Annotated in this window: 17 protein-coding genes, 2 tRNA genes and 1 other annotated feature; of the genes, 3 read left to right on the plus strand and 16 right to left on the minus strand. The window is 43.4% G+C overall.

Translation table 11 applies throughout. The features are described from left to right. Nucleotides 1–2: 2 nt before the first annotated feature. Genes G4407_RS07565 through G4407_RS07575 form a run of 3 tightly spaced genes read right to left on the minus strand, consistent with a single transcriptional unit; the run spans nt 3 to nt 2,576 of the window. Nucleotides 3–1,112: a M20/M25/M40 family metallo-hydrolase gene (locus G4407_RS07565; RefSeq protein WP_173688360.1), complete on the minus strand. Its 1,110-nt coding sequence runs from the start codon at nt 1,110–1,112 to the stop codon at nt 3–5. Nucleotides 1,113–1,130: 18 nt separating this feature from the next. Next, nucleotides 1,131–1,820 carry a hypothetical protein gene (locus G4407_RS07570; RefSeq protein ID WP_173688361.1) on the minus strand — a complete coding sequence of 230 codons (690 nt, stop codon included), beginning with the start codon at nt 1,818–1,820 and terminating at the stop codon, nt 1,131–1,133. 21 nt (nt 1,821–1,841) lie between these two features. After that, nucleotides 1,842–2,576: a DUF5058 family protein gene (locus G4407_RS07575; protein ID WP_173688362.1), complete on the minus strand. Its 735-nt coding sequence runs from the start codon at nt 2,574–2,576 to the stop codon at nt 1,842–1,844. A 289-nt stretch (nt 2,577–2,865) separates the two neighbouring features. Between G4407_RS07575 and G4407_RS07580 the strand changes: the two genes are divergently transcribed. Continuing rightward, complete coding sequence (locus tag G4407_RS07580; protein ID WP_173688363.1) at nt 2,866–3,552, plus strand: S1 RNA-binding domain-containing protein; 687 nt, start codon at nt 2,866–2,868, stop codon at nt 3,550–3,552. 153 nt (nt 3,553–3,705) lie between these two features. Here G4407_RS07580 and G4407_RS07585 read toward each other — a convergent pair whose 3' ends face one another. The 10 genes from G4407_RS07585 to G4407_RS07630 form a co-directional block, all read right to left on the minus strand. Next, nucleotides 3,706–5,622, minus strand: coding sequence for an NAD(+) synthase (locus tag G4407_RS07585; RefSeq protein ID WP_173688364.1), 1,917 nt, complete (start codon nt 5,620–5,622; stop codon nt 3,706–3,708). A gap of 15 nt (nt 5,623–5,637) precedes the next feature. Beyond that, nucleotides 5,638–6,516 carry an Hsp33 family molecular chaperone HslO gene (gene hslO, locus G4407_RS07590; protein ID WP_173688365.1) on the minus strand — a complete coding sequence of 293 codons (879 nt, stop codon included), beginning with the start codon at nt 6,514–6,516 and terminating at the stop codon, nt 5,638–5,640. 19 nt (nt 6,517–6,535) lie between these two features. Beyond that, entirely contained in the window at nt 6,536–7,318 is a 783-nt protein-coding gene (locus tag G4407_RS07595; RefSeq protein WP_334297097.1) for a class I SAM-dependent DNA methyltransferase, read from the minus strand. 204 nt (nt 7,319–7,522) lie between these two features. Next, nucleotides 7,523–8,158, minus strand: coding sequence for a lactate utilization protein (locus G4407_RS07600; protein ID WP_173688367.1), 636 nt, complete (start codon nt 8,156–8,158; stop codon nt 7,523–7,525). After that, nucleotides 8,158–9,183, minus strand: coding sequence for a branched-chain amino acid aminotransferase (locus G4407_RS07605; protein ID WP_008369610.1), 1,026 nt, complete (start codon nt 9,181–9,183; stop codon nt 8,158–8,160). The genes G4407_RS07600 and G4407_RS07605 overlap by 1 nt, the downstream gene beginning before the upstream one ends. A gap of 154 nt (nt 9,184–9,337) precedes the next feature. Then, nucleotides 9,338–9,847: an acetolactate synthase small subunit gene (ilvN, locus tag G4407_RS07610; RefSeq protein WP_173688368.1), complete on the minus strand. Its 510-nt coding sequence runs from the start codon at nt 9,845–9,847 to the stop codon at nt 9,338–9,340. 18 nt (nt 9,848–9,865) lie between these two features. Beyond that, a complete protein-coding gene (gene ilvB / locus G4407_RS07615) occupies nt 9,866–11,596 on the minus strand; it encodes a biosynthetic-type acetolactate synthase large subunit (RefSeq protein ID WP_173688369.1) in 1,731 nt (576 codons plus the stop codon). A gap of 88 nt (nt 11,597–11,684) precedes the next feature. Continuing rightward, nucleotides 11,685–11,943: a binding site (T-box leader), on the minus strand. An 80-nt stretch (nt 11,944–12,023) separates the two neighbouring features. Then, nucleotides 12,024–12,512, minus strand: coding sequence for a dihydrofolate reductase (locus G4407_RS07620; protein ID WP_173688370.1), 489 nt, complete (start codon nt 12,510–12,512; stop codon nt 12,024–12,026). A gap of 17 nt (nt 12,513–12,529) precedes the next feature. Continuing rightward, nucleotides 12,530–13,378 (minus strand): thymidylate synthase, encoded by an 849-nt coding sequence (gene thyA / locus G4407_RS07625; RefSeq protein ID WP_173688371.1) that lies wholly within the window; start codon nt 13,376–13,378, stop codon nt 12,530–12,532. Between the two features lie 32 nt (nt 13,379–13,410). Continuing rightward, nucleotides 13,411–14,697 carry a homoserine dehydrogenase gene (locus G4407_RS07630; RefSeq protein ID WP_173688372.1) on the minus strand — a complete coding sequence of 429 codons (1,287 nt, stop codon included), beginning with the start codon at nt 14,695–14,697 and terminating at the stop codon, nt 13,411–13,413. A 221-nt stretch (nt 14,698–14,918) separates the two neighbouring features. Between G4407_RS07630 and G4407_RS07635 the strand changes: the two genes are divergently transcribed. Beyond that, complete coding sequence (locus tag G4407_RS07635) at nt 14,919–15,788, plus strand: hypothetical protein (RefSeq protein ID WP_173688344.1); 870 nt, start codon at nt 14,919–14,921, stop codon at nt 15,786–15,788. Between the two features lie 263 nt (nt 15,789–16,051). Here G4407_RS07635 and G4407_RS07640 read toward each other — a convergent pair. Next, nucleotides 16,052–16,124 (minus strand) — tRNA-Gly (locus G4407_RS07640). Nucleotides 16,125–16,384: 260 nt separating this feature from the next. Between G4407_RS07640 and G4407_RS07645 the strand changes: the two genes are divergently transcribed. Next, nucleotides 16,385–16,457: transfer RNA gene (locus tag G4407_RS07645), tRNA-Gly, on the plus strand. 189 nt (nt 16,458–16,646) lie between these two features. On the opposite strand, the gene G4407_RS07650 is transcribed toward G4407_RS07645, so the two are convergent. Together G4407_RS07650 and aspS are read right to left on the minus strand one after the other, a co-directional pair. Beyond that, the gene (locus tag G4407_RS07650; protein ID WP_173688373.1) at nt 16,647–17,816 is read right to left on the minus strand and encodes a M20 metallopeptidase family protein; all 1,170 of its coding nucleotides are present in this window, start codon (nt 17,814–17,816) and stop codon (nt 16,647–16,649) included. Between the two features lie 139 nt (nt 17,817–17,955). After that, nucleotides 17,956–19,755, minus strand: coding sequence for an aspartate--tRNA ligase (gene aspS / locus G4407_RS07655; protein ID WP_173688374.1), 1,800 nt, complete (start codon nt 19,753–19,755; stop codon nt 17,956–17,958). Nucleotides 19,756–19,784 lie beyond the last annotated feature (29 nt).

The following is a 19,784-nucleotide window of genomic DNA, read 5'->3' on the forward strand; positions in this document are numbered from 1 at the left end:
TCCTATTCTGCACCCATCAGTCTTCTCAGCACTTTTGTTACCTTCCAGGTCTCATCTGTATCAAGTGCTTCTTCTACTGTGTGTACATTGATCATTCCGCATCCTAAAATGACACTCTTATATCCATGTCCTGCAAGCACATTCGCATCACTTCCACCACCAATGATCATTTTATTTGCTGTAATTCCTTCTTCTGCCATTGCCTTTACAGTATCCTGAATCAGTTCACAGTCCTCTTCCAGTGACAGAGTTGGATAAGCCATCTCATGCTTCATTTCATAACTGGCTCCCATTTCTTCCGCTGCTTCTTTACAGCATTGTTCCATATGTGCAACCTCTGCTGCCAGCTTTTCCATACTGTGGGAACGGATCTCTGCGGTAAATGTTACTTCATCTGTCACAATATTTGTCGCAGATCCGCCTTCAATATGTCCGATATTGGAAGTGGTCTCATGGTCGATACGTCCGATGTGCATCTTGCTGATTGCCTTTGATGCTACAACGATCGCATTGATTCCTTTTTCCGGTTCGATTCCGGCATGTGCTTTCTTTCCTTTAAAGGTAATCTCAATCGCTTCCATTGCCGGTGCTTTGTATGCGAGCGTTTCTGCTCCTCCTGTTGCATCCACAACAACCAGTTCTTTGCATGGCAGCATAGACATATCCATGTGCTTTGTTCCCATCATACTGATCTCTTCGGAGCAGGTAAATACCAGATAAATATCTCTGTGCGGTACACCGCTTTCAATGATATCTTCTACCGCTTCCATAATTGCTGAAATTCCAGCTTTGTCATCTCCGCCAAGTGTTGTTGTCTTGTCGGTACTGATGATGTTTCCGTTGATCACCGGATTTACATTTCTGCATGGTTCGATCTGATCCATATGTGCAGCAAATCCAAGTGGACGTTCCTCTGTGTTTCCTTTTACAAATGCAACGATATTTCTGCCGTTTCCACCATATGCTTCTCCGGCATTGTCTGACTGGAACGGAATATTCCGCTCACTCAGCCAGTTTTCTATCCAGTCCGCCATCTCTTTTTCCCCTTTAGACGGACTGTAGATTTTGATCATCTCAATAAACCTTTCCTGTAATCTTTCTCTCGATAACATAACTTTTCCTTTCCGGACTTAGTCCTCAAGTTCTTTCTTGTAGATAATCTTTCCTGCAAAAATAGATCCAAATACAGCTACCAGGATAACAACGTATGACGGTGTTCCAGGGAAGAAGGATAAGAATCCGTTTTTCATCAGCCAGTTCATCACAAATGCAATAACTACTGCAACTACACCAAGCTTTGGTCTTGTGATTGCGAACTGTCCGAATACAGCTCCGTAAAGTGCCGGAAGAAGGAAGTTGAGGGCCTGCTTGAATCCTTCTGGCATCATACCGATAATTGCGTTTCCTGCAATTGCTCCGATTGTCAGGATCACAATATTTACAATGATTGATACAGCAATACCGATGGTTGATACAACAGAACCTTTGTCGCTACCCATTTCAACGCCTGCTGCTTCCTGTGCAACAGAAGAACACGGAACACGCATGTTGGATGTATTTCCTGAAAGGAATGTCAGATAAGTTCCCGGGATTCCAAGAATCGGGAAATAGGAAATCGGTTCTACAATATAAAATGCTCCACTTACACTGATCTGTGCGATTGTACCTGCAATGATCGCGGATACCGGTGGCATACATCCGTATACAACTGAGATAACAAGTGCTGGTCCAAAACATGTAATGATACCTAATAACATGGTGATTTTTCCCCATTTGACAATACCAGGTATATAGACTTTGTTGTAGTATTCTTTATTCATATCTTTATCCTCTCATTCCTATTAAAATACAGTGTTCCAGATGTAACCAATAAGCATGCCTGAGAACATGGAAATTGCAAATGCCCATTCTCTGAGCCATCCAATATTCTTTTCTTTTGCAACCTTTGTCAGGATCATCATAAGAATGCATCCTACGATTGTTGCAATCGCCGGTGCTCCGTCAAATGCGAACTGATTTTTTTCATTGAAGAAATTTCCTGATGCGAGGTTTGCAAATGCACCAAGCATAGCTCCTGCTGAAATGATCGGAACCATTTTTGAATTTCCTTTTGACATCAGATGATTTACTTTATCCATCTTGTCCGTGAAAAGCAGTGTGAAGATCAGCCATCCAAGTGATCCGCAGATCATGGTCCATACACCACATGCGAACGCAACCGGTGTCAGATTCTCCAGTGTTGCTCCCATTGCCTGGGCACCAAATCCTGCTGCCATTGCTTCATAGTTAACAGATCCGATAAAAGAAAGTCTCATCCATGAAACAGGTGCTCCCATTGATACGATCAGAGAGATCATTGTTACCAGGATTACGATAGATGGACCGATTGAAGAAATGGCACTACTCTTAATTGCCATATTGATCTTTTCCTGTTCAATTCCAATCTCTTTTGCTGCTTTGAGCGACTTTCTGAAGAACAGTACGGACTGAAAAACTACGATTCCTACTGCTATTGCGGCACTCACCCACATCAGAGGGCTGTTTGCCAGTTCCAGATAATTCACATTTCCCTTCATTTTAATTACTCCTTTACCTTTTAGTTTGGGACATCGTCTTTAATATGTCCTTATATTGGTAATATACAATTTATTTTTTCTTTTGTCAACTTTTTTCACGATTTTTACCATTCAAAATATACACAAATTTTTACCACAATTTTCGTACATAATAACGATTTTTTCTCATTAAGAGTGCATCACCCACTTATCGATTTGGAATCTATACTTTTTATCTATATAAAAATGTGTTATACTAATAATATTATTGAGCATACGTTCAGAAAAATAAACTAACAGAGGTGTTAAGATGGAAAACGAAAAATTACAGGAACAGACAGAAAGCATGGCAGACTACGAAGCACATTTCGATGATGCCAATCCATGGAATGTGGTCGCACGTTATCAGGAAGAAGGAACCAATCTTCACGTAAAAGTAGAAGGAATCGTAAATGGCGGCGTGATCGCCATGGTCGAAGGACTCCGCGGATTCATCCCGGCATCCCGCCTTTCTCTTTCTTATATCGAAGATCTGGAAACCTATCTTCTGAAAGAAATTGATGTCCGTGTCATCGAGGCAAACCAGGCAAAAGGACGCCTGATCTTATCTGCACGTGAGATTTTAAGAGAACAGAAAAAAGAAGAAGATGCAAAAAAACTTGCATCTGTACAGGTTGGAAGTGTTGTAAAAGGTACTGTTGAATCTCTTCAGTCCTACGGCGCTTTTGTACGTCTTGAGAACGGTCTTTCCGGCCTGGTTCACATTTCCCAGATCAGTACCCAGAGAATCAAATCAGCAGACCAGGTACTTCATGTCGGGGATGAAGTGGATGTCAAAGTCATCGGTATCAAAGATGGCAAGATCAGCCTCAGTATCAAGGCTCTTGCAGAAGATGCTGAAAAAGAACAGGAAGAAGAGCTGGAACACGTAGAAATTCCAAAAGCAGAAGCAATCGGAACCAGCCTTGGGGATCTGTTTAAAAATATCAAGCTCTAAAATTGACAATTTTATCAGCAGGGCATTTGGCTCATCGTATATACAAAAAAGGGAAGTTTGCATCTGACAGGCTTCCCTTTAAGTAGCTTTCGATTCTTTATCCTATCTACTTAAGGGGAAATCCGTTCAGACACAAACTTCCCTTTTGCTCTTCTATTTTTCCAGTGCTTCCAGATCCTGCATCCAGACTGCCACGCACGCATCGCTTGGCATTCTCCAGTCTCCCCTTGGAGAAAGTGCTACTGTACCGATCTTTGGGCCATCCGGCAGACAGGAACGCTTAAACTGCTGTGCAAAAAATCTCCGGTAAAATGTCTTCAGCCATTTCATGATTGTCTCACTGTCATAGGTTCCTTCAAAAGCAAGCTTTGCAAGACGGTAGATCTTCGACGGTTCAAATCCAAACCGAAGAACATAATACAGATAAAAATCATGCAGCTCATACGGACCTACAAGGTCTTCCGTCTTCTGCGCGATCTCGCCATCCTTTGGTGGAAGAAGTTCCGGACTTACCGGTGTATCAAGCACATCCAGAAGTACCGCTTTCAGTTCCTGATCCTCACAGGTATCAGCATAATACTGTACCAGATGGCGTACCAGCGTCTTCGGAACGGATGCATTGACTCCATACATGGACATATGATCACCATTATAAGTCGCCCACCCAAGAGCCAGCTCCGACATATCTCCGGTTCCGATGACCATGCCCCATTCCTGGTTAGCAATATCCATCAGCACCTGGGTACGCTCTCTTGCCTGTGAATTCTCATAGGTCACATCATGCACCGCTTCATCGTGTCCGATATCGTGAAAATGCACATGGACTGCATCCGCGATCGGCACCTCTTTTAAAGTGGCTCCCAGTTTTTTTGACATCAGACAGGCATTCTGATAGGTTCTGTCTGTCGTACCAAAACAAGGCATCGTTACCGCAATGATATCCTTTCGGTCTTTCCCTGCCATGTCAAATGCTTTTGCAGTCACAAGCAGTGCCAGTGTAGAATCCAAACCACCTGAAATTCCGACTACCGCTGTTCTCGAATGAGTATGCACCAGACGTTTTTTCAATCCCATTGCCTGGATCATCAGAATCTCTTCACAGCGTTTTTCCCGCTCTGCCATATTCTGCGGAACAAAAGGTGTCTGTGCAAAATCTCTGGTAAGCTCAGTTTCTTCCATACTGATATGAAATACTACTTTTGGAAGCCGCCGTTCTTCAGTTGTCTGGAAAGTTGTATTTTTTCTCCGTTCACTTAAAAGACGGAAAATGTCAATCTCGCTGACGATCATCTCGTTGGCAAACCGCTTTGCTTCTTTCAGGATCGTCCCGTTCTCTGCAATAATATTATGCCCACCAAATACCACATCTGTCGTAGACTCTCCGTCCCCGGCATTTGCATAGACATAACCTGCAATCAGTCTTGCAGACTGTCCCTTGATCAGTTCTTCCCGGTAACTATCCTTTCCGATCGTTTCATCACTTGCTGAACAGTTGACCAGGATGACCGCACCTTCTCTTGCCGCCTCAATGCTCGGTGGGACTGGTGACCAGACATCCTCACAGATCTCTGCCGATACGACCAGCTCATCCATCTCTGCCGCCTGATACAGGATCTGCGGTCCAAACAGGATTTCTTCCCCTTCATAGGAAATCAGTCTTGCTTTTTTCGGCCCCTGACGGAACTGGCGCATCTCATAAAATTCTCCATAATTCGGAAGGAAAGTCTTGGTCGTAAAACCAAGAATCTTTCCATCATTTAATGCTGCCGCAACATTATACAGTTCTCCGTCCACAGCAAGCGGAAGTCCGACAAATACCAGTGCCTCTGTATGTCTTGTCTCTTCTGCAATTTTCGCAAGCGCTTTTCGCACCTCTTTTAACAGTATATCCTGCGTAAAAAGATCGCTGCAGGTATACCCGGTCAGGCAAAGCTCCGGAAATACAATGATCTTTGCACCTGCCTTCTCAGCTTCTTTCATACGTTTGCAGATTTCCTCACAGTTGTGCCAGACATCCGCCACACGGATATCAACTGTGACCGCTGCAACCTTGATAAATCCCTGTCTCATATGTTGTTTACCTCATTATCTTTTTGCCTGTTTTAAAATCTGTTTCAGTTCTTCTACACTAAATGTATACGCCGTATTACAGAAATGGCATTTTACTTCTACTTCTTTTCCGTCATCGATCATTTCCTGGATATCTTTCTTTCCAATGCTGATGATGGCTTTCTCGATTCTCTCATGTGAACAATTACATTTAAACTGTGTATCCATTGTATCTGTAAATTCCACATTCAGACCATCCAGTACCTGCTCCAACATCTGCTCCGGTGTATGTCCGTTATCCAGCATACTGGTAACGGAAGAGATCTTCTTGATATTCTCTTCCAGCTTATCCAGCACCTCATCCGATACAAACGGCATTACCTGCACGATAAATCCACCTGCACAGTGTACAGTGTTGTCCTTATTCATCAATACTCCAAGACCCACGGAAGACGGAACCTGTTCGCTGGTTGCAAAATAATACGTCAGATCTTCTGCGATCTCGCTTGTCTGCAGGATAGTCTGTCCTACATATGGTTCTTTCAGTCCCATATCTTTAATAACATTTAAAAGACCGATTCCAACAGCTCCTCCAACATCCAGCTTGCCATTCTTAGGCGGCATCATTGCTTCCGGATGATCGACGTATCCTTTCACATCACCTTTTGCATCTGCAGTCACCGTAATTCCGCCAAGTGGTCCATCACCTTTGATCTGGAGCGTCAGCACATCTGTCTCATTCTTCATCATGCCTCCCATCATTGCCCCTGCTGTCAGAAGTCTTCCAAGTGCCGCTGTCGCTACCGGACTTGTGTCATGTCTCTTCCTTGCCTCTTCCACCAGATTGCCTGTTGTTGCGGCAAATGCACGGATCTGCCCGTCTCCTGCAGTTGCTCTTACAATATAATCTTTCATATAATAATTCTCTCCTGTTCTATTTTCCCTGTTCTCTTGCGATCACATAAATGCGCTCGCTTGTATCCGTCGGCGCATTCTTTGAAAATGCATCGTATGCTGTCACAAATTCCAACCCCGACTTTCGGATCAGTTTCTTCATCTCCTCCAGCGTATACGCTCTCTGATAATGCGTCTCCTCATATTTGCGATAAAGCCCACTGTCCTTATCTGTTTCAATAAAAAGACTCAGATCATATTCATTGATCTTCTCATCTTCGTAATAATAGTTGTCCCAGATAAAACTGCATTCCTCCCGGTTCTCCGCAATTGTGCGGTCTCCAAGAATCTCTTCATACTTGTAGCGTGTATTAAAATCAAAAATAAAAACACCTTTCGGATCCAGATAATTGTTGACCAGGCGGAATACTTCCTGAAGTTCTTCCGGCTCCGTAATATAATTGACTGAATCGCAGACACTGATGACAGCTCTAACCGTACCATACAGTTCGAACTCTCTCATATCCTGCAGAAGATACAGAATATCATGACCAGATCTGTCACGTTTCTCCATTGCGATCTCCAGCATCTCTTCCGCATTATCCGCACCAATCATATCATATCCTGCCTCTGCAAGCAATTCTGTCATATTCCCGGTACCACACCCCAGATCCAGTACCAGTCCATCCATAACACCGTATTCTCTCATAAGACCGGTGAGATATTCGCACCATTCTTCATAAGGAATATTATCCATGAAGGTATCATATACACGTGCAAAACTTGTATACGCTTCCATATTCTGCTGTTCCTCTCTTTCGATTCGCCACCAGTGTCCAATAGCCGGCACTGACCGATGTCCGCGGTATACTCCGCTGCGTATCCTGACATCCAGATTATTCTATAGTATAACACAGGATTTTCTCATAGAAAAGTCATATTATGATGAGAACTTTATCCCTTTCGGAATTTTCTTTTTCAGGCGCAAAAAGAACCAGGGAAAATTCCCTGATTCTCTTCGAATTTTTTAGAATCCCAGTTCTTCATTCACCAGAATCACCTTTATTCTGTCTGGAACATGGCTGAATCTCGTAATCAGTGTCTGACAGCAGATACTTTTCGGAGATTTACAGTTGGAACAGACACCTGTCTTCGCACACGGAAGTCCTTCAAAACGCTGTCCGTTGATCGGAGCTGCCACATACTTTGCCCGGGTATATGCATCCTCTGCACTTCTTACGATTTTGTTCATGCCAACGATCATCAGAACATTTTCCGGTCCGTAAGAAATAGCTGCCACACGGTTTGCATTTCCATCTATGTTGACCAGTATGCCATCTTCCGAGATTGCATTGCAGCTTGCCAGAAAATAATCACAGTTAAATGCCTGATGCATCATCTCTGCTTTTTCCTCCGGTGTCGCACACAGATCTCTGTCAAGCACTTTATAATTTCCTTTATGAAGTGCTTCCGGAAGACCAATTGCCTTAATGCTCATAGACCCTCCCCAGCTGATGCTGCTTCCTTCCGGAATCAGCTCCAGCGCAAGGGCAAGTGCCTCTTCTTTGGTCTGTACATAATGTCCCTCCATCTGACGGGACTTCAGATTCTTTATTACCTGCTCTGCGAGCAGATCATTTCGCTTTGTGACGAATTTATCCATTATTCAACCACCTGGATCCATCCTTCCGGTGCTTCGATGTGTCCCATCTGAATTCCGGTAAGTGTTTCATATAATTTCTTGATAACAGGTCCCATCTCATCCATTCCGCTTGGGAAGCAGATTTCTTTACCATGATCTACAATCTTTCCAACCGGTGAGATAACTGCTGCTGTTCCGCAAAGTCCGCATTCTGCAAAGTCTTTTACTTCATCAAGATATACTTCTCTTTCTTCTGTCTCAAGTCCAAGATAATGTTCTGCTACATAAAGAATAGAACGTCTTGTAATAGATGGAAGGATACTGTTTGACTTCGGAGTAACCACTTTACCATCTTTTGTGACGAAGATGAAGTTTGCTCCACCTGTCTCTTCTACTTTTGTTCTTGTTGCTGCATCCAGATACATATTCTCTGCATAGCCTTCTTCATGTGCTGTTACAATTGCATGCAAACTCATTGCATAGTTAAGACCAGCTTTGATATGTCCTGTTCCATGCGGTGCCGCACGGTCAAAGTCTGAAACTTTAATTGTGATCGGCTTTGCGCCGCCCTTGAAATATGGCCCTACTGGTGTTACAAATGCACGGAACTGATATTCGTCAGCTGGTTTAACTCCGATAACCGGATTGCTTCCGAACATATATGGACGAATATAAAGGGACGCTCCTGATCCGTAAGGTGGTACATAAGCCGCATTGGCTTTTACTACCTGTACGATCGCATCTACAAAACGGTCTTCCGGAAATACCGGCATCTCAAGTCTTCTTGCGGAATCAGCAAATCTCTTTGCGTTCATATCCGGGCGGAATACAACGATACGTCCGTCTTCTGTTGTGTATGCCTTCATACCTTCAAATACTGACTGGGAATACTGCAGAACACCTGCACACTCATTCAGTACAATGTTGGCATCTTCTGTCAGGCATCCATCGTCCCACTTTCCATCTTTGTAATTTGAAACATATCTCTTTTCGGTCGGGATATAACCAAATCCTATACTTGACCAGTCAATCTGTTTCTTTTCCATTGTAATTCCTCCATTCCCTTGTTGCTTCTTACAGTAACATATATCTAAATTATAAATTTTGCTTCCCGTATTTTGAATCCTACGGATTACATATCGCTATTATAGTACTTCTGTTTTTCAAATTCAAGAGTGCACTCTGTTTTTTTTGATTTTTTTATCTTTTTGGCATTGTGATTGCTTCAATCCCCACACTTCCACCTCTTACAACTTCAATTGAATTGAATTCAGAACGTAAAAACTGGATGATCGCTGTATTTTTATGTGCCGTGTGTACAAACTCAAGAAGCACACTGTCTTTTCCATAATCACGTACCTTTGCCTGATAAGTCTGCGCGATCTGGAAAAGCTCTGTCTTATCTTCCGGTGTACAGTTTTTTACTTTGATAAACATCAGCTCCTGCATAACAACAGATACTTCTGTAAAATCAATGACTTTGATTACTTCAACCATACGGTTCAGCTGCTTTTTAATCTGTTCATAAGTCTCTTCATCACTGTTCGTCTCAATCGTCATTCTGGAGATAGTCGGATCTTCTGTTGTACCTACCGTCAGACTCTCCAGATTATAGGATTTACCGGAAAAGAGTCCGGAAATCTTGGAAAGTACACCAACCTGATTTTCCACATATAAGGAAATCCATCTTTTTTTCATTGTATTATCCATCTTCATCTCTCCTCTCCATTAATCCATCAAAAGATCTTCCAGGGTTCCGCCCGGACGTACCATCGGATAAACCTGCACTTCCGGATCCAGCATGAATTCGATCAGAGTCGGCACCTTCAGTGCACGGTTTGCTTTTGCCTGTTCAAATGCTGCCTTCATCTCGGATTTTTCGGTTACACGGATTCCCTTTGCCCCATAGCTTTCTGCAAGTTTTACAAAATCCGGTGTATATTTCGGTGGATGCTCTTCTCCACGTCTTGTCGCTGCGCCTGCACGAAGATCCGTCATAGAATAGCGTTTTCCATAGAAAAGTTTCTGCCACTGGCGAACCATTCCAAGATAGGTATTGTTAAATACACAGAGGATCAAAGGAAGTTCTTCCAGCACTGCCGTTGCAAATTCCTGAATATTCATCTGCATACCGCCATCACCGGAAATTGCAATTACCGTACTGTCCGGATTGCCGATCTGCGCTCCGACTGCTCCCGGGAATCCATATCCCATGGTTCCAAGTCCGCCGGACATATAAAGTCTGGTCTTTTCATTCACTTCCAGATACTGGGATGTGAACATCTGATGCTGTCCTACATCTGTCACAACAATCTTGTCATCATCTTTAAACACTTCATTGATCGTCTCCAGAATATCCTGTGCCTGCATCTGGTCTCCCTTTGGTTTCATCCTAAGCGGATGCTCCTCTTTCCAGCCTTCGATCTGTTCCATCCAGCTTTCTTTTTTCTCTATTGGTTCTACATATTCCAATAATTTTTCAATGGCTTCTTTTGCATCCGCAACGATCGGGATATCTACCTGAATATTACGTGAGATGGAGGAAGTATCAATGTCGATATGTACGATCGTAGCCTTCGGTGCAAATGCATGCAGTTTTCCAGTGATACGGTCATTAAATCTGGTCCCGATCGAGAACAGCAGGTCACATTCTTCCACTGCCATATTGGATGCATATGCACCATGCATCCCCAGATTACCGATAAAAAGCGGATGTGTTGTCGGAATCGCTCCACGTCCCATGATCGTTGTTACAACCGGGATCTGGGTACGTTCTACAAGTTCTGTAAACGCCTTATTAGCTCCTGCAATATTGACACCGCCACCGGCAAGGAACAGAGGCTTCTTTGCTTTTCCAAGCATCTTGACTGCCCTCTTAAGCTGTCCGATATGAACGCCGGTACTCGGCTTATATCCGCGGATATTGACTGTCTCCGGATAATTCGGGTTTCCAAGCTCTGCCATTACATCTTTCGGGAGATCCACAAGAACCGGTCCTGGACGTCCGCTGCGCGCAATATAGAATGCCTCTTTGATGATTCTTCCCAGATCTTCTCTCTTTCTTACTGTCACGCCGTATTTTGTGATACTTCTTGTAATACCTACAATATCAACTTCCTGAAATGCATCATTTCCGATCAGATGTCTCGCAACCTGTCCGGTAAAACATACCAGCGGTACACTGTCATAATTTGCCGTTGCAATTCCTGTCACCAGATTGGTTGCACCCGGTCCGCTTGTCACCAGACATACCCCGACTTTTCCTGTTGATCTGGCGTAAGCGTCTGCCGCATGGACAAGTGCCTGTTCATGACGCGGAAGTACAACTTTTGTGTAATCCTGTTTGTAAATTTCATCACTGATATCAATCGTACAGGCTCCCGGATATCCAAAAAGGATATCTACACCCTCTTCTTTTAATGCTTTTACAAGTAATTTATTCCCTGATATTTTTTTCATAAATCTACCTCCATGAATTTTCTATACAGATGATCGCCAAATTTTTATCATAGTCATATAGAATAACAAACGCCCTAAACGGCTGACCGTTCAGGGCGAATATAAAATCCGTGTTACCACCTGTCTTCAGAGAAGCTGCTTCTCTGCTCTCACGCAAGTACAGAACCATAGAAATGTTCGATACTATTCCCCTGTAACGTAGGGCTTACGTCGAAGTCTACTTGAGAAATCCCCGTTCGGTCCGCTGCTCAAAGGCTACTTCTACAATCCCTTCATGAAGGCTTACACCATCCGCCTTCTCTCTTTGCTTCCGAAGATTATATACTCCTCCTTGTCATAGCATTTCTTCTATTGTCTCATCGATTACATTTATTATAATGAGTGGTCTATTGATTTGTCAATGATACATTTCGCAAATTTTATTGATCTATTTTATTCTTTCATATTTTGCAAATACATACTCAAGATCGAAATATGTCTGTTCATCCGTCTCAGCTGTTTTTTGCCAATCCGGATCCTTGTCCAGATCCGGGAACCAGGTATCTGCCTCATATACATGATCTGTCCGCGTAACATACGCTGTATTACAGTACGGAAGCATAGCACGGTAAATACTTTCTCCGCCGATCACAAAGACTTCTCCTTCATGCTTTTTACATTCCTGCATTGCCTCTTCCACGCTGTGTACCACGATCGCATCCTTCACCTGATAATCCGGGTTGTGGGAAATCACAATATTAACCCTGTTGGCAAGCGGACGTCCCTGCGGAAAGCTTTCCAGTGTCTTTCTTCCCATCACGACAATATTTCCTTCTGTCATCTGACGGAAGTATTTCATATCTGCCGGGATTCGTACAAGCAGACTGTTATTCTTTCCTATTGCCCAGTTTTTATCTGCATTTACAATAATGTTCATCGTATCTGTCTCCTTTTCTAAACCGCGATCGGAATATTTTTGACCTGCGGTCCTGTCACATAGTTGTCTAATCTTACGTCATCCGGTGTGAACTGATAGAAATCTTTCACTTCCGGATTCAGCCAGAATTCCGGTGCCGGGTGCGCCTCTCTTGAAATCAGTTCTTCGATCAGCGGAATATGCCTGTCGTAAATATGTGCATCTGCGATCACATGTACAAATTCACCCACCTGCATATCGCATACCTGTGCGAGCATATGAAGCAGCACAGCATACTGGCATACATTCCAGTTATTTGCTGCCAACACATCCTGGGAACGCTGGTTCAGGATTCCGTTCAGTGTCAGCTTGTCACTGCCTTTTTCTTTTGTCACATTGAACGTCATGCTGTATGCACACGGATACAGATTCATCTCATGAAGATCCTGATGTACATAGATATTCGTCATGATCCGGCGGCTGTAAGGATTATTCTTCAGGTCATAGATCACACGGTCTACCTGATCCATCATTCCTTCTTTATAAACATGCTTTACGCCCATCTGATAGCCGTATGCCTTCCCGATCGATCCATCTTCATCTGCCCAGCTGTCCCAGATGTGACTGTTCAGATCGTGGATATTATTGGATTTTTTCTGCCAGATCCACAAAAGCTCGTCCATACAGCTTTTGATCCCGGTTCTTCTGAGTGTCAGTGCCGGGAATTCTTTTCGCAGATCATACCGGTTCACCACACCAAATTTTTTTACAGTATACGCCGGAGTCCCGTCTTCCCATCTCGGACGTACCTTTTCTCCTTCTGTGCTGGTTCCATTATCAATGATGTCCCTGCACATCTCTATAAAAACTTTGTCTGCATAACTCATGCCTGATTGCTCCTTTTTCAATGCTGTGCCTTTTAATATTCTCTGATAATGCTGCTGATCTCACTTACGATCGGCATTTCTTTTAATTCCTCCAGCGCATCCTGAAGATGGTATTCCTTGACTGCGGATGTTCCGATGACAAGTTCTGCCTTTGCCGCTTTTGCCTGTTCCTGGATCACACGTTCGATACTTACCTTGTGATCTCCGAATACTTTCGCGATTGCTGCCAGTACTCCCGGTTCATTACTTACCTGCATACGGATAAAGAAACGATTCTTGACGTCCGCAAATTCCTTGATCGGAAGCTCTTTGTATGCGCTCCATCCGATTCTTCCGGTACAGTTCCATACAATATTTCTTGCAACATCCATCACATCTCCGAGAACTGCACTTGCGGTCGGCAGTTCTCCTGCTCCTCTTCCATAGAACATGGTATCCCCAACTGCATCTCCATGCACAAATACAGCATTAAAAGAATCTCTTACGGTAGCGAGCGGATGTTTCTTATCGATCATCATCGGATAAACACCTGCTTCAATTCCATCAGATGTATTTCTCGCAATACCGATCAGTTTGATCACATTTCCCATCTCTTTTGCGTAATTTACATCTGCTGCTGTGATCTTTGTGATTCCCTCCGTATAGACATCCGAAAATTTCACCTGCGAATGGAATGCTGACGTAGCCATGATCGCCACCTTACGTCCTGCATCCAGACCTTCCACATCCGCCGTTGGATCCGCTTCTGCATACCCCAGCTCTGTCGCCTTTGCAAGTGCTTCTGTAAAATCCATTCCATCCTCAAACATTTTTGTCAGGATATAGTTGGTCGTTCCGTTGACAATTCCCATGATCTCATCGATCCGGTTGCCTTCCAGGCACTGCTTAAGCGGACGGATGATCGGGATTCCTCCTGCTACCGCTGCCTCAAACAGGAAATCTGCGCCGCCTTCTTTCGCAGCATCATAGAGTTCCTTTCCATATTCTGCGATCAGATCCTTATTTGCACTTACCACATTTTTCCCTGCTTTCAGTGCTTCTGTGATCATCGTTTTCGCTGGCTCAATTCCGCCCATCACTTCGATCACGATCTGTATCTCATCATCTTCTATAATCTCTTTCCACTGATCTGTCAGCAGATTCTGATCTACACCCTGTCTTACTTTTTTCATATTGTATACCAGGATTTTCTTTATTTCAAGAGCGGCGCCGGTCTTCTGCTGCATCTCTTCACTGCGGCGTCCAATCAATTTATAAACACCTGTTCCGACTGTTCCAAGTCCAAGTAATCCTACTTTGATCGTCTTTGTATCTGTCATATCTTCGCGTCCTCCTAATCTCTATAGTAAATCCATTTTATTCTAGCACTTTTTTGTGAATATTCAAAGAACTTTCTTGACATCTTTTGAGGACGTGATAACATTATAAATGTATGATTCTATGTATTTAAGTACGTGAATGTTAAACATAAGTTTTAACATTTACATCATTTAATAAGGGAGTAGATACATATTAAAAAACCAAAGAGGAGAGATAAATCATGCAGTGCCCGATTTGTAAAAAGGATCTTGAGATCAAGAACAAAAAAGTAGGCGAAAATGAAGCCGGTGAAGCAATCTACAATGAATTCGCAATCTGCCGCGACTGTAAAAAGCAGTGGAATTTAGATAAACAGCGTGAAAAGAAGAAAAAGCTTGCAAAAGAAGCATTGGCTGAAAAAACAGTTGAATCCGGTAAGGCTGCCGAAAAGCCACACAAAAAGCGCCCGGCTGCCGAAGGAGAAAGAACTTCTGCCGAACGTCCAGCCCAGCCAAAGAAAAAACGTCGGGTATCTCCGGAAAACGCCGAAACGCGGACCGCTTCTTCTGCTAATCCGGAAGTACCGGCTCATCCGAAGAAAAAACGTCCGAACCCGGCTACTGAAGGAGAAAGACCGGCAAGAAAACCTCGTCCGAAGACAGAAGGTTCTTCCGAAGGACAGCCATCCAGACCGCATCCAAAGAAACGCCCTGTTACTTCAGACCGTCCGCTTCTCAAATATGCAGAAGGTCAGGAAGAAAGCCGGGAAGAAGTTCGTCCACGTCCGAAAAAGAAACGTCCGGAAGAAGCCAAACCGGTACATGCAATTGACAATTCCAGCACACGTATCATTTCTGATGAAAAGGATGAACTTAAAATTACAGCACCTGATCTTTCCACTCCAGAGGAGGAAAAAGAACAGACCTATTCTAATATTCCACCAAAGCATGTCCGTGAAAAACGTGAACAGGAGATGCGTGAGAACTATCAGAATATGTTAGACGAAGAAGATGATGATGAAAGACATTTTCCTGTTGTCCTTGTTGTAATCCTTATCTTCCTGATCATCGCAGCTGCTGCATTTGCAGGATACTGGTTCTTCCTGAAATAAAAAAGAATAGTTATGATGAAAGACTGGCTCGATGCCAGTCTTTTTTACGTTAGTAATGAGCCAGGGTTTCGTGTGAGCACGAACCCCTGGCGAACGTACACCATCTCGCTTAGCAGCTCGATGATGTACATTCGCCAAATACAGATTTTCACACCTATGCAGATCCTTGTGCAAGCACAAATCTGCATAGGTGTGAAAATCTGTATTTGGCTCATTGTATGCACAAAAAAGAACCACACGCAACATGTAGTTCTTAATTCAAGAGCGACAGACGGGACTCGAACCCGCGACCTCCACCTTGGCAAGGTGGCGTACTACCAACTGTACTACTATCGCATTCAGTATTTGTTGTTCATCAGAACAATAAATACTATACAATATATCTATCAATTGGTCAAGTATATTTTCATTTTTATGTGTCGGACTTTTTCATTCATCTTCATATATTATTCTGTTAAAATTATTTTTTGTCTGATTAACAGAAAACTTATTGAATCTTCGTAAAAAGTAGAACAAAATTTCTTCATTTTTTCGTTGACAATTCCTTCTTTGTACGGTATAGTAAATATTGTTCTGATGAACACAACTTAACAAATGCGATAGTAGTACAGTTGGTAGTACGCCACCTTGCCAAGGTGGAGGTCGCGGGTTCGAGTCCCGTCTGTCGCTCTTTGTGAGACTTATGAAAATCATAAGTCTCTTTTTTCATTCATGTAAATTTCTGATTAAACTTTTAATTAAACCAAAAGACTCCATTTGTCAGAGTTGTGCCCGATACACGAAAAGGGATCATCTTTCACTTTTTGTAAAAGCCTGATCCCTTCTTTTCATTTATTCTAACCTTATAGATCTTCTCTTCTATTTTGCCAGCCAGTCCATTGCAATCTTCGCATACATGGCTGCGCCAAGCGGTAATGCTTTTTCATTAAACAGAATCTTCGGATTATGCTGTCCTTTCCATTTACTCTGATCTTCCACTCCGGCTCCGATAACAAAATAACTTGCCGGTACTTTTGCTGAAATCACTGCAAAGTCTTCGGATCCCATGACATGGAATCCACCGTTAATCGTTGTTCCCGGATTCTCAAGAGACTCAACACTTTTAATATAATCTGCATTCAGTTCTTCATTGCAAGTCACACTCGGAACATTGCTGAGTTCTTCAATTTCACAAGTAGTACGATAAGCTGCTGCAACAGCCGGAACAATTTCATTGATCCTCCGGATCAGCATCGTCCTTACTTCTTCATTAAATGTCCTTAGTGTTCCCTGAAGCACGCAGCGCTCCGGAATTACATTTGCTGCATTGCCAGCTGTAAACTGTCCAATCGTAAGTGCTGCCTCTGCTGATGGTGGACATTCCCTGGCGATCAGTGCCTGAAGAGCATGATAAACTTCTACACCAGCGTTGATCGGATCAATACAGCCCTCCGGTGCAGAACCGTGTCCGCCACGTCCTGTAAGGGTGATTTTAAAGCCATATACAGACGCCATGGCTTCCACACCATATCCAATCGTTCCATATGGAATTGCCGCAAATACATGCGCTGCAAAGGCAGCATCTACATGCGGATTCTCCAGGACTCCTGCTTCCACTGCTGCTTTCGCTCCGCGGAAAGTTTCCTCACCTGGCTGGAACAATAATTTGACTACGCCCGGCAGTTCTTCTTCATGTGCCTTTAAAATTTTTGCCGCTCCAAGAAGGATCGTAGCGTGCAGATCGTGTCCACATCCATGCATGCATCCGTTCTTTGATGCAAATTCAAGTCCCGTTTCCTCTTCTACCGGAAGCGCGTCCATATCACTTCTAAGAAGAAAACATTTATCCCCTTTTCCGATCTGTGCGATAATCACTGAACCCTCAGGAAATACCTTGTATTCTACATTCATCTCATCCAGACGTTTACTGATATATTCCACAGTCTTTGGAAGCTCCAGATCCGTCTCCGGAATCTGATGAAGATCCCTTCTCCATTTCACAAGCAGATCATTGATCTCATTCGATTCTTCTAAAATTTTATGTGCCATATATCCCATCCTCCTTTTATTTCAACTACCTTTATTATAGAATTTCGTTATAAAAAAAGAAATGAACATTTCTTCACTTTAACAGGCAATTCTGTCTTATGTGAAAAAATGTTCATTTTAAAAAATTGAATTATAAAATTTATTCAACGTCCTCTGTCTGCTCTTCCAGCTCCAGTCCAAGCTCTTCCAGCTGCTTCGGATCAACTCTCTCCGGTGCTTCTGTCATCAGGTCAGATGCATCTTTTACCTTCGGGAATGCGATCACATCACGGATGCTGTCCTGTTTTGCCATCAGCATAACCAGACGGTCAAGACCGTAAGCAAGTCCTGCGTGTGGCGGCACACCATATTTGAATGCATTCAGAAGGAATCCGAACTGTTCCTGTGCCTGTTCTGGTGTAAATCCAAGGACTTCAAACATCTTGCTCTGGATCTCCTGATTGAAGATACGGACACTTCCGCCTCCGATCTCGTTACCATTCAGAACGATGTCATATGCTTTTGCACGGACTCTTCCCGGATCACTGTCGATGTACTGAAGGTCTTCTTCCATCGGCATGGTAAACGGATGATGCATTGCTGTGAAACGGTTCTGTTCATCACTCCACTCAAGAAGCGGGAATTCTGTGATCCACAGGAATTTGTATTCATTCTTATCAAGGAGTTCCATCTGACGGGCCAGCTCCAGTCTGAGTGCACCAAGAACATCCCATACAACTTTATTCTTATCTGCCGCAAAGAGAAGAAGGTCTCCGTTCTCTCCGTCCATCGCCTTAATAAGTGCTGCATTCTCTTCTTCTGTCATAAATTTTGAGAAAGAAGATTTGACCGTTCCGTCTTCATGGATTGCAATATAAGCAAGTCCCTTTGCTCCATAACCTTTTGCAAAATCAACCAGCTTGTCGATCTTCTTTCTGGCCATGCCGCCCTGTCCTTTTGCGTTGATACCACGGACAGTTCCACCTGCTTCGATTGCATTCTTAAATACAACAAATTCACTGTCTTTTACAGTTTCTGTCACATTAACCAGCTCCATACCGAAACGGATATCCGGTTTGTCAGAACCGAATCTGTCCATTGCTTCCTGCCAGGTCATCCTCTGGATCGGGAGCTGCACATCGATATCCAGTATTTCTTTGAACAGATGTGCAAGCAGTCTCTCATTGATATCAATGACATCATCAACATCTACAAAAGAAAGTTCCATATCCATCTGTGTAAATTCCGGCTGACGGTCTGCACGAAGGTCTTCATCACGGAAACATTTTACGATCTGGAAATAGCGGTCATATCCGGAGCACATCAGCAGCTGTTTGAAAATCTGCGGTGACTGCGGAAGTGCATAGAAACTTCCCGGATGAATACGGCTCGGTACAAGGTAATCTCTTGCTCCTTCCGGAGTACTCTTGATCAGGAACGGTGTCTCGATCTCAAGGAATCCTTCTTTTGCCATGAACTGACGTGCGAGAGTAGCCACACGGCTTCTCATCATCAGGTTTCTCTGGATGTCCGGTCTTCTAAGATCGAGGAAACGGTATTTCAGACGTACTTCCTCTTTTGTCTTGGAATTCTCTTCGATTGGGAACGGAGGTGTCTCAGATTCAGATAAGATTCTGAGTTCTTCCGGTTTGATCTCAATCGCACCTGTTGCAAGATTTTCATTAACTGCACCGGAACGTTTTTCAACAGTTCCCACGATTGCTACAACAAACTCACTTCTCAGCTTTGCTGCCTTCTCAAGAAGCGCTTTATCTGTACTTCCTTCTTCAAAAACAACCTGGATCAGTCCGGAACGGTCACGTACATCTACAAAAACCAGTCCACCTTTATTTCTGTTCTTCTGTACCCATCCCATGATGGTTACTTTTTCACCGATGTTTGCCTCTGAAAGCTCTGCACACCGGTGTGTTCTTTTCAGTCCTGTCATTGACTCTGCCATTCTAATTTATCCTCCTGCGTTTCTCTTTC

It is taken from the genome of Allocoprococcus comes (genome assembly GCF_013300725.1).
Classification (GTDB): domain Bacteria; phylum Bacillota; class Clostridia; order Lachnospirales; family Lachnospiraceae; genus Allocoprococcus; species Allocoprococcus comes_A.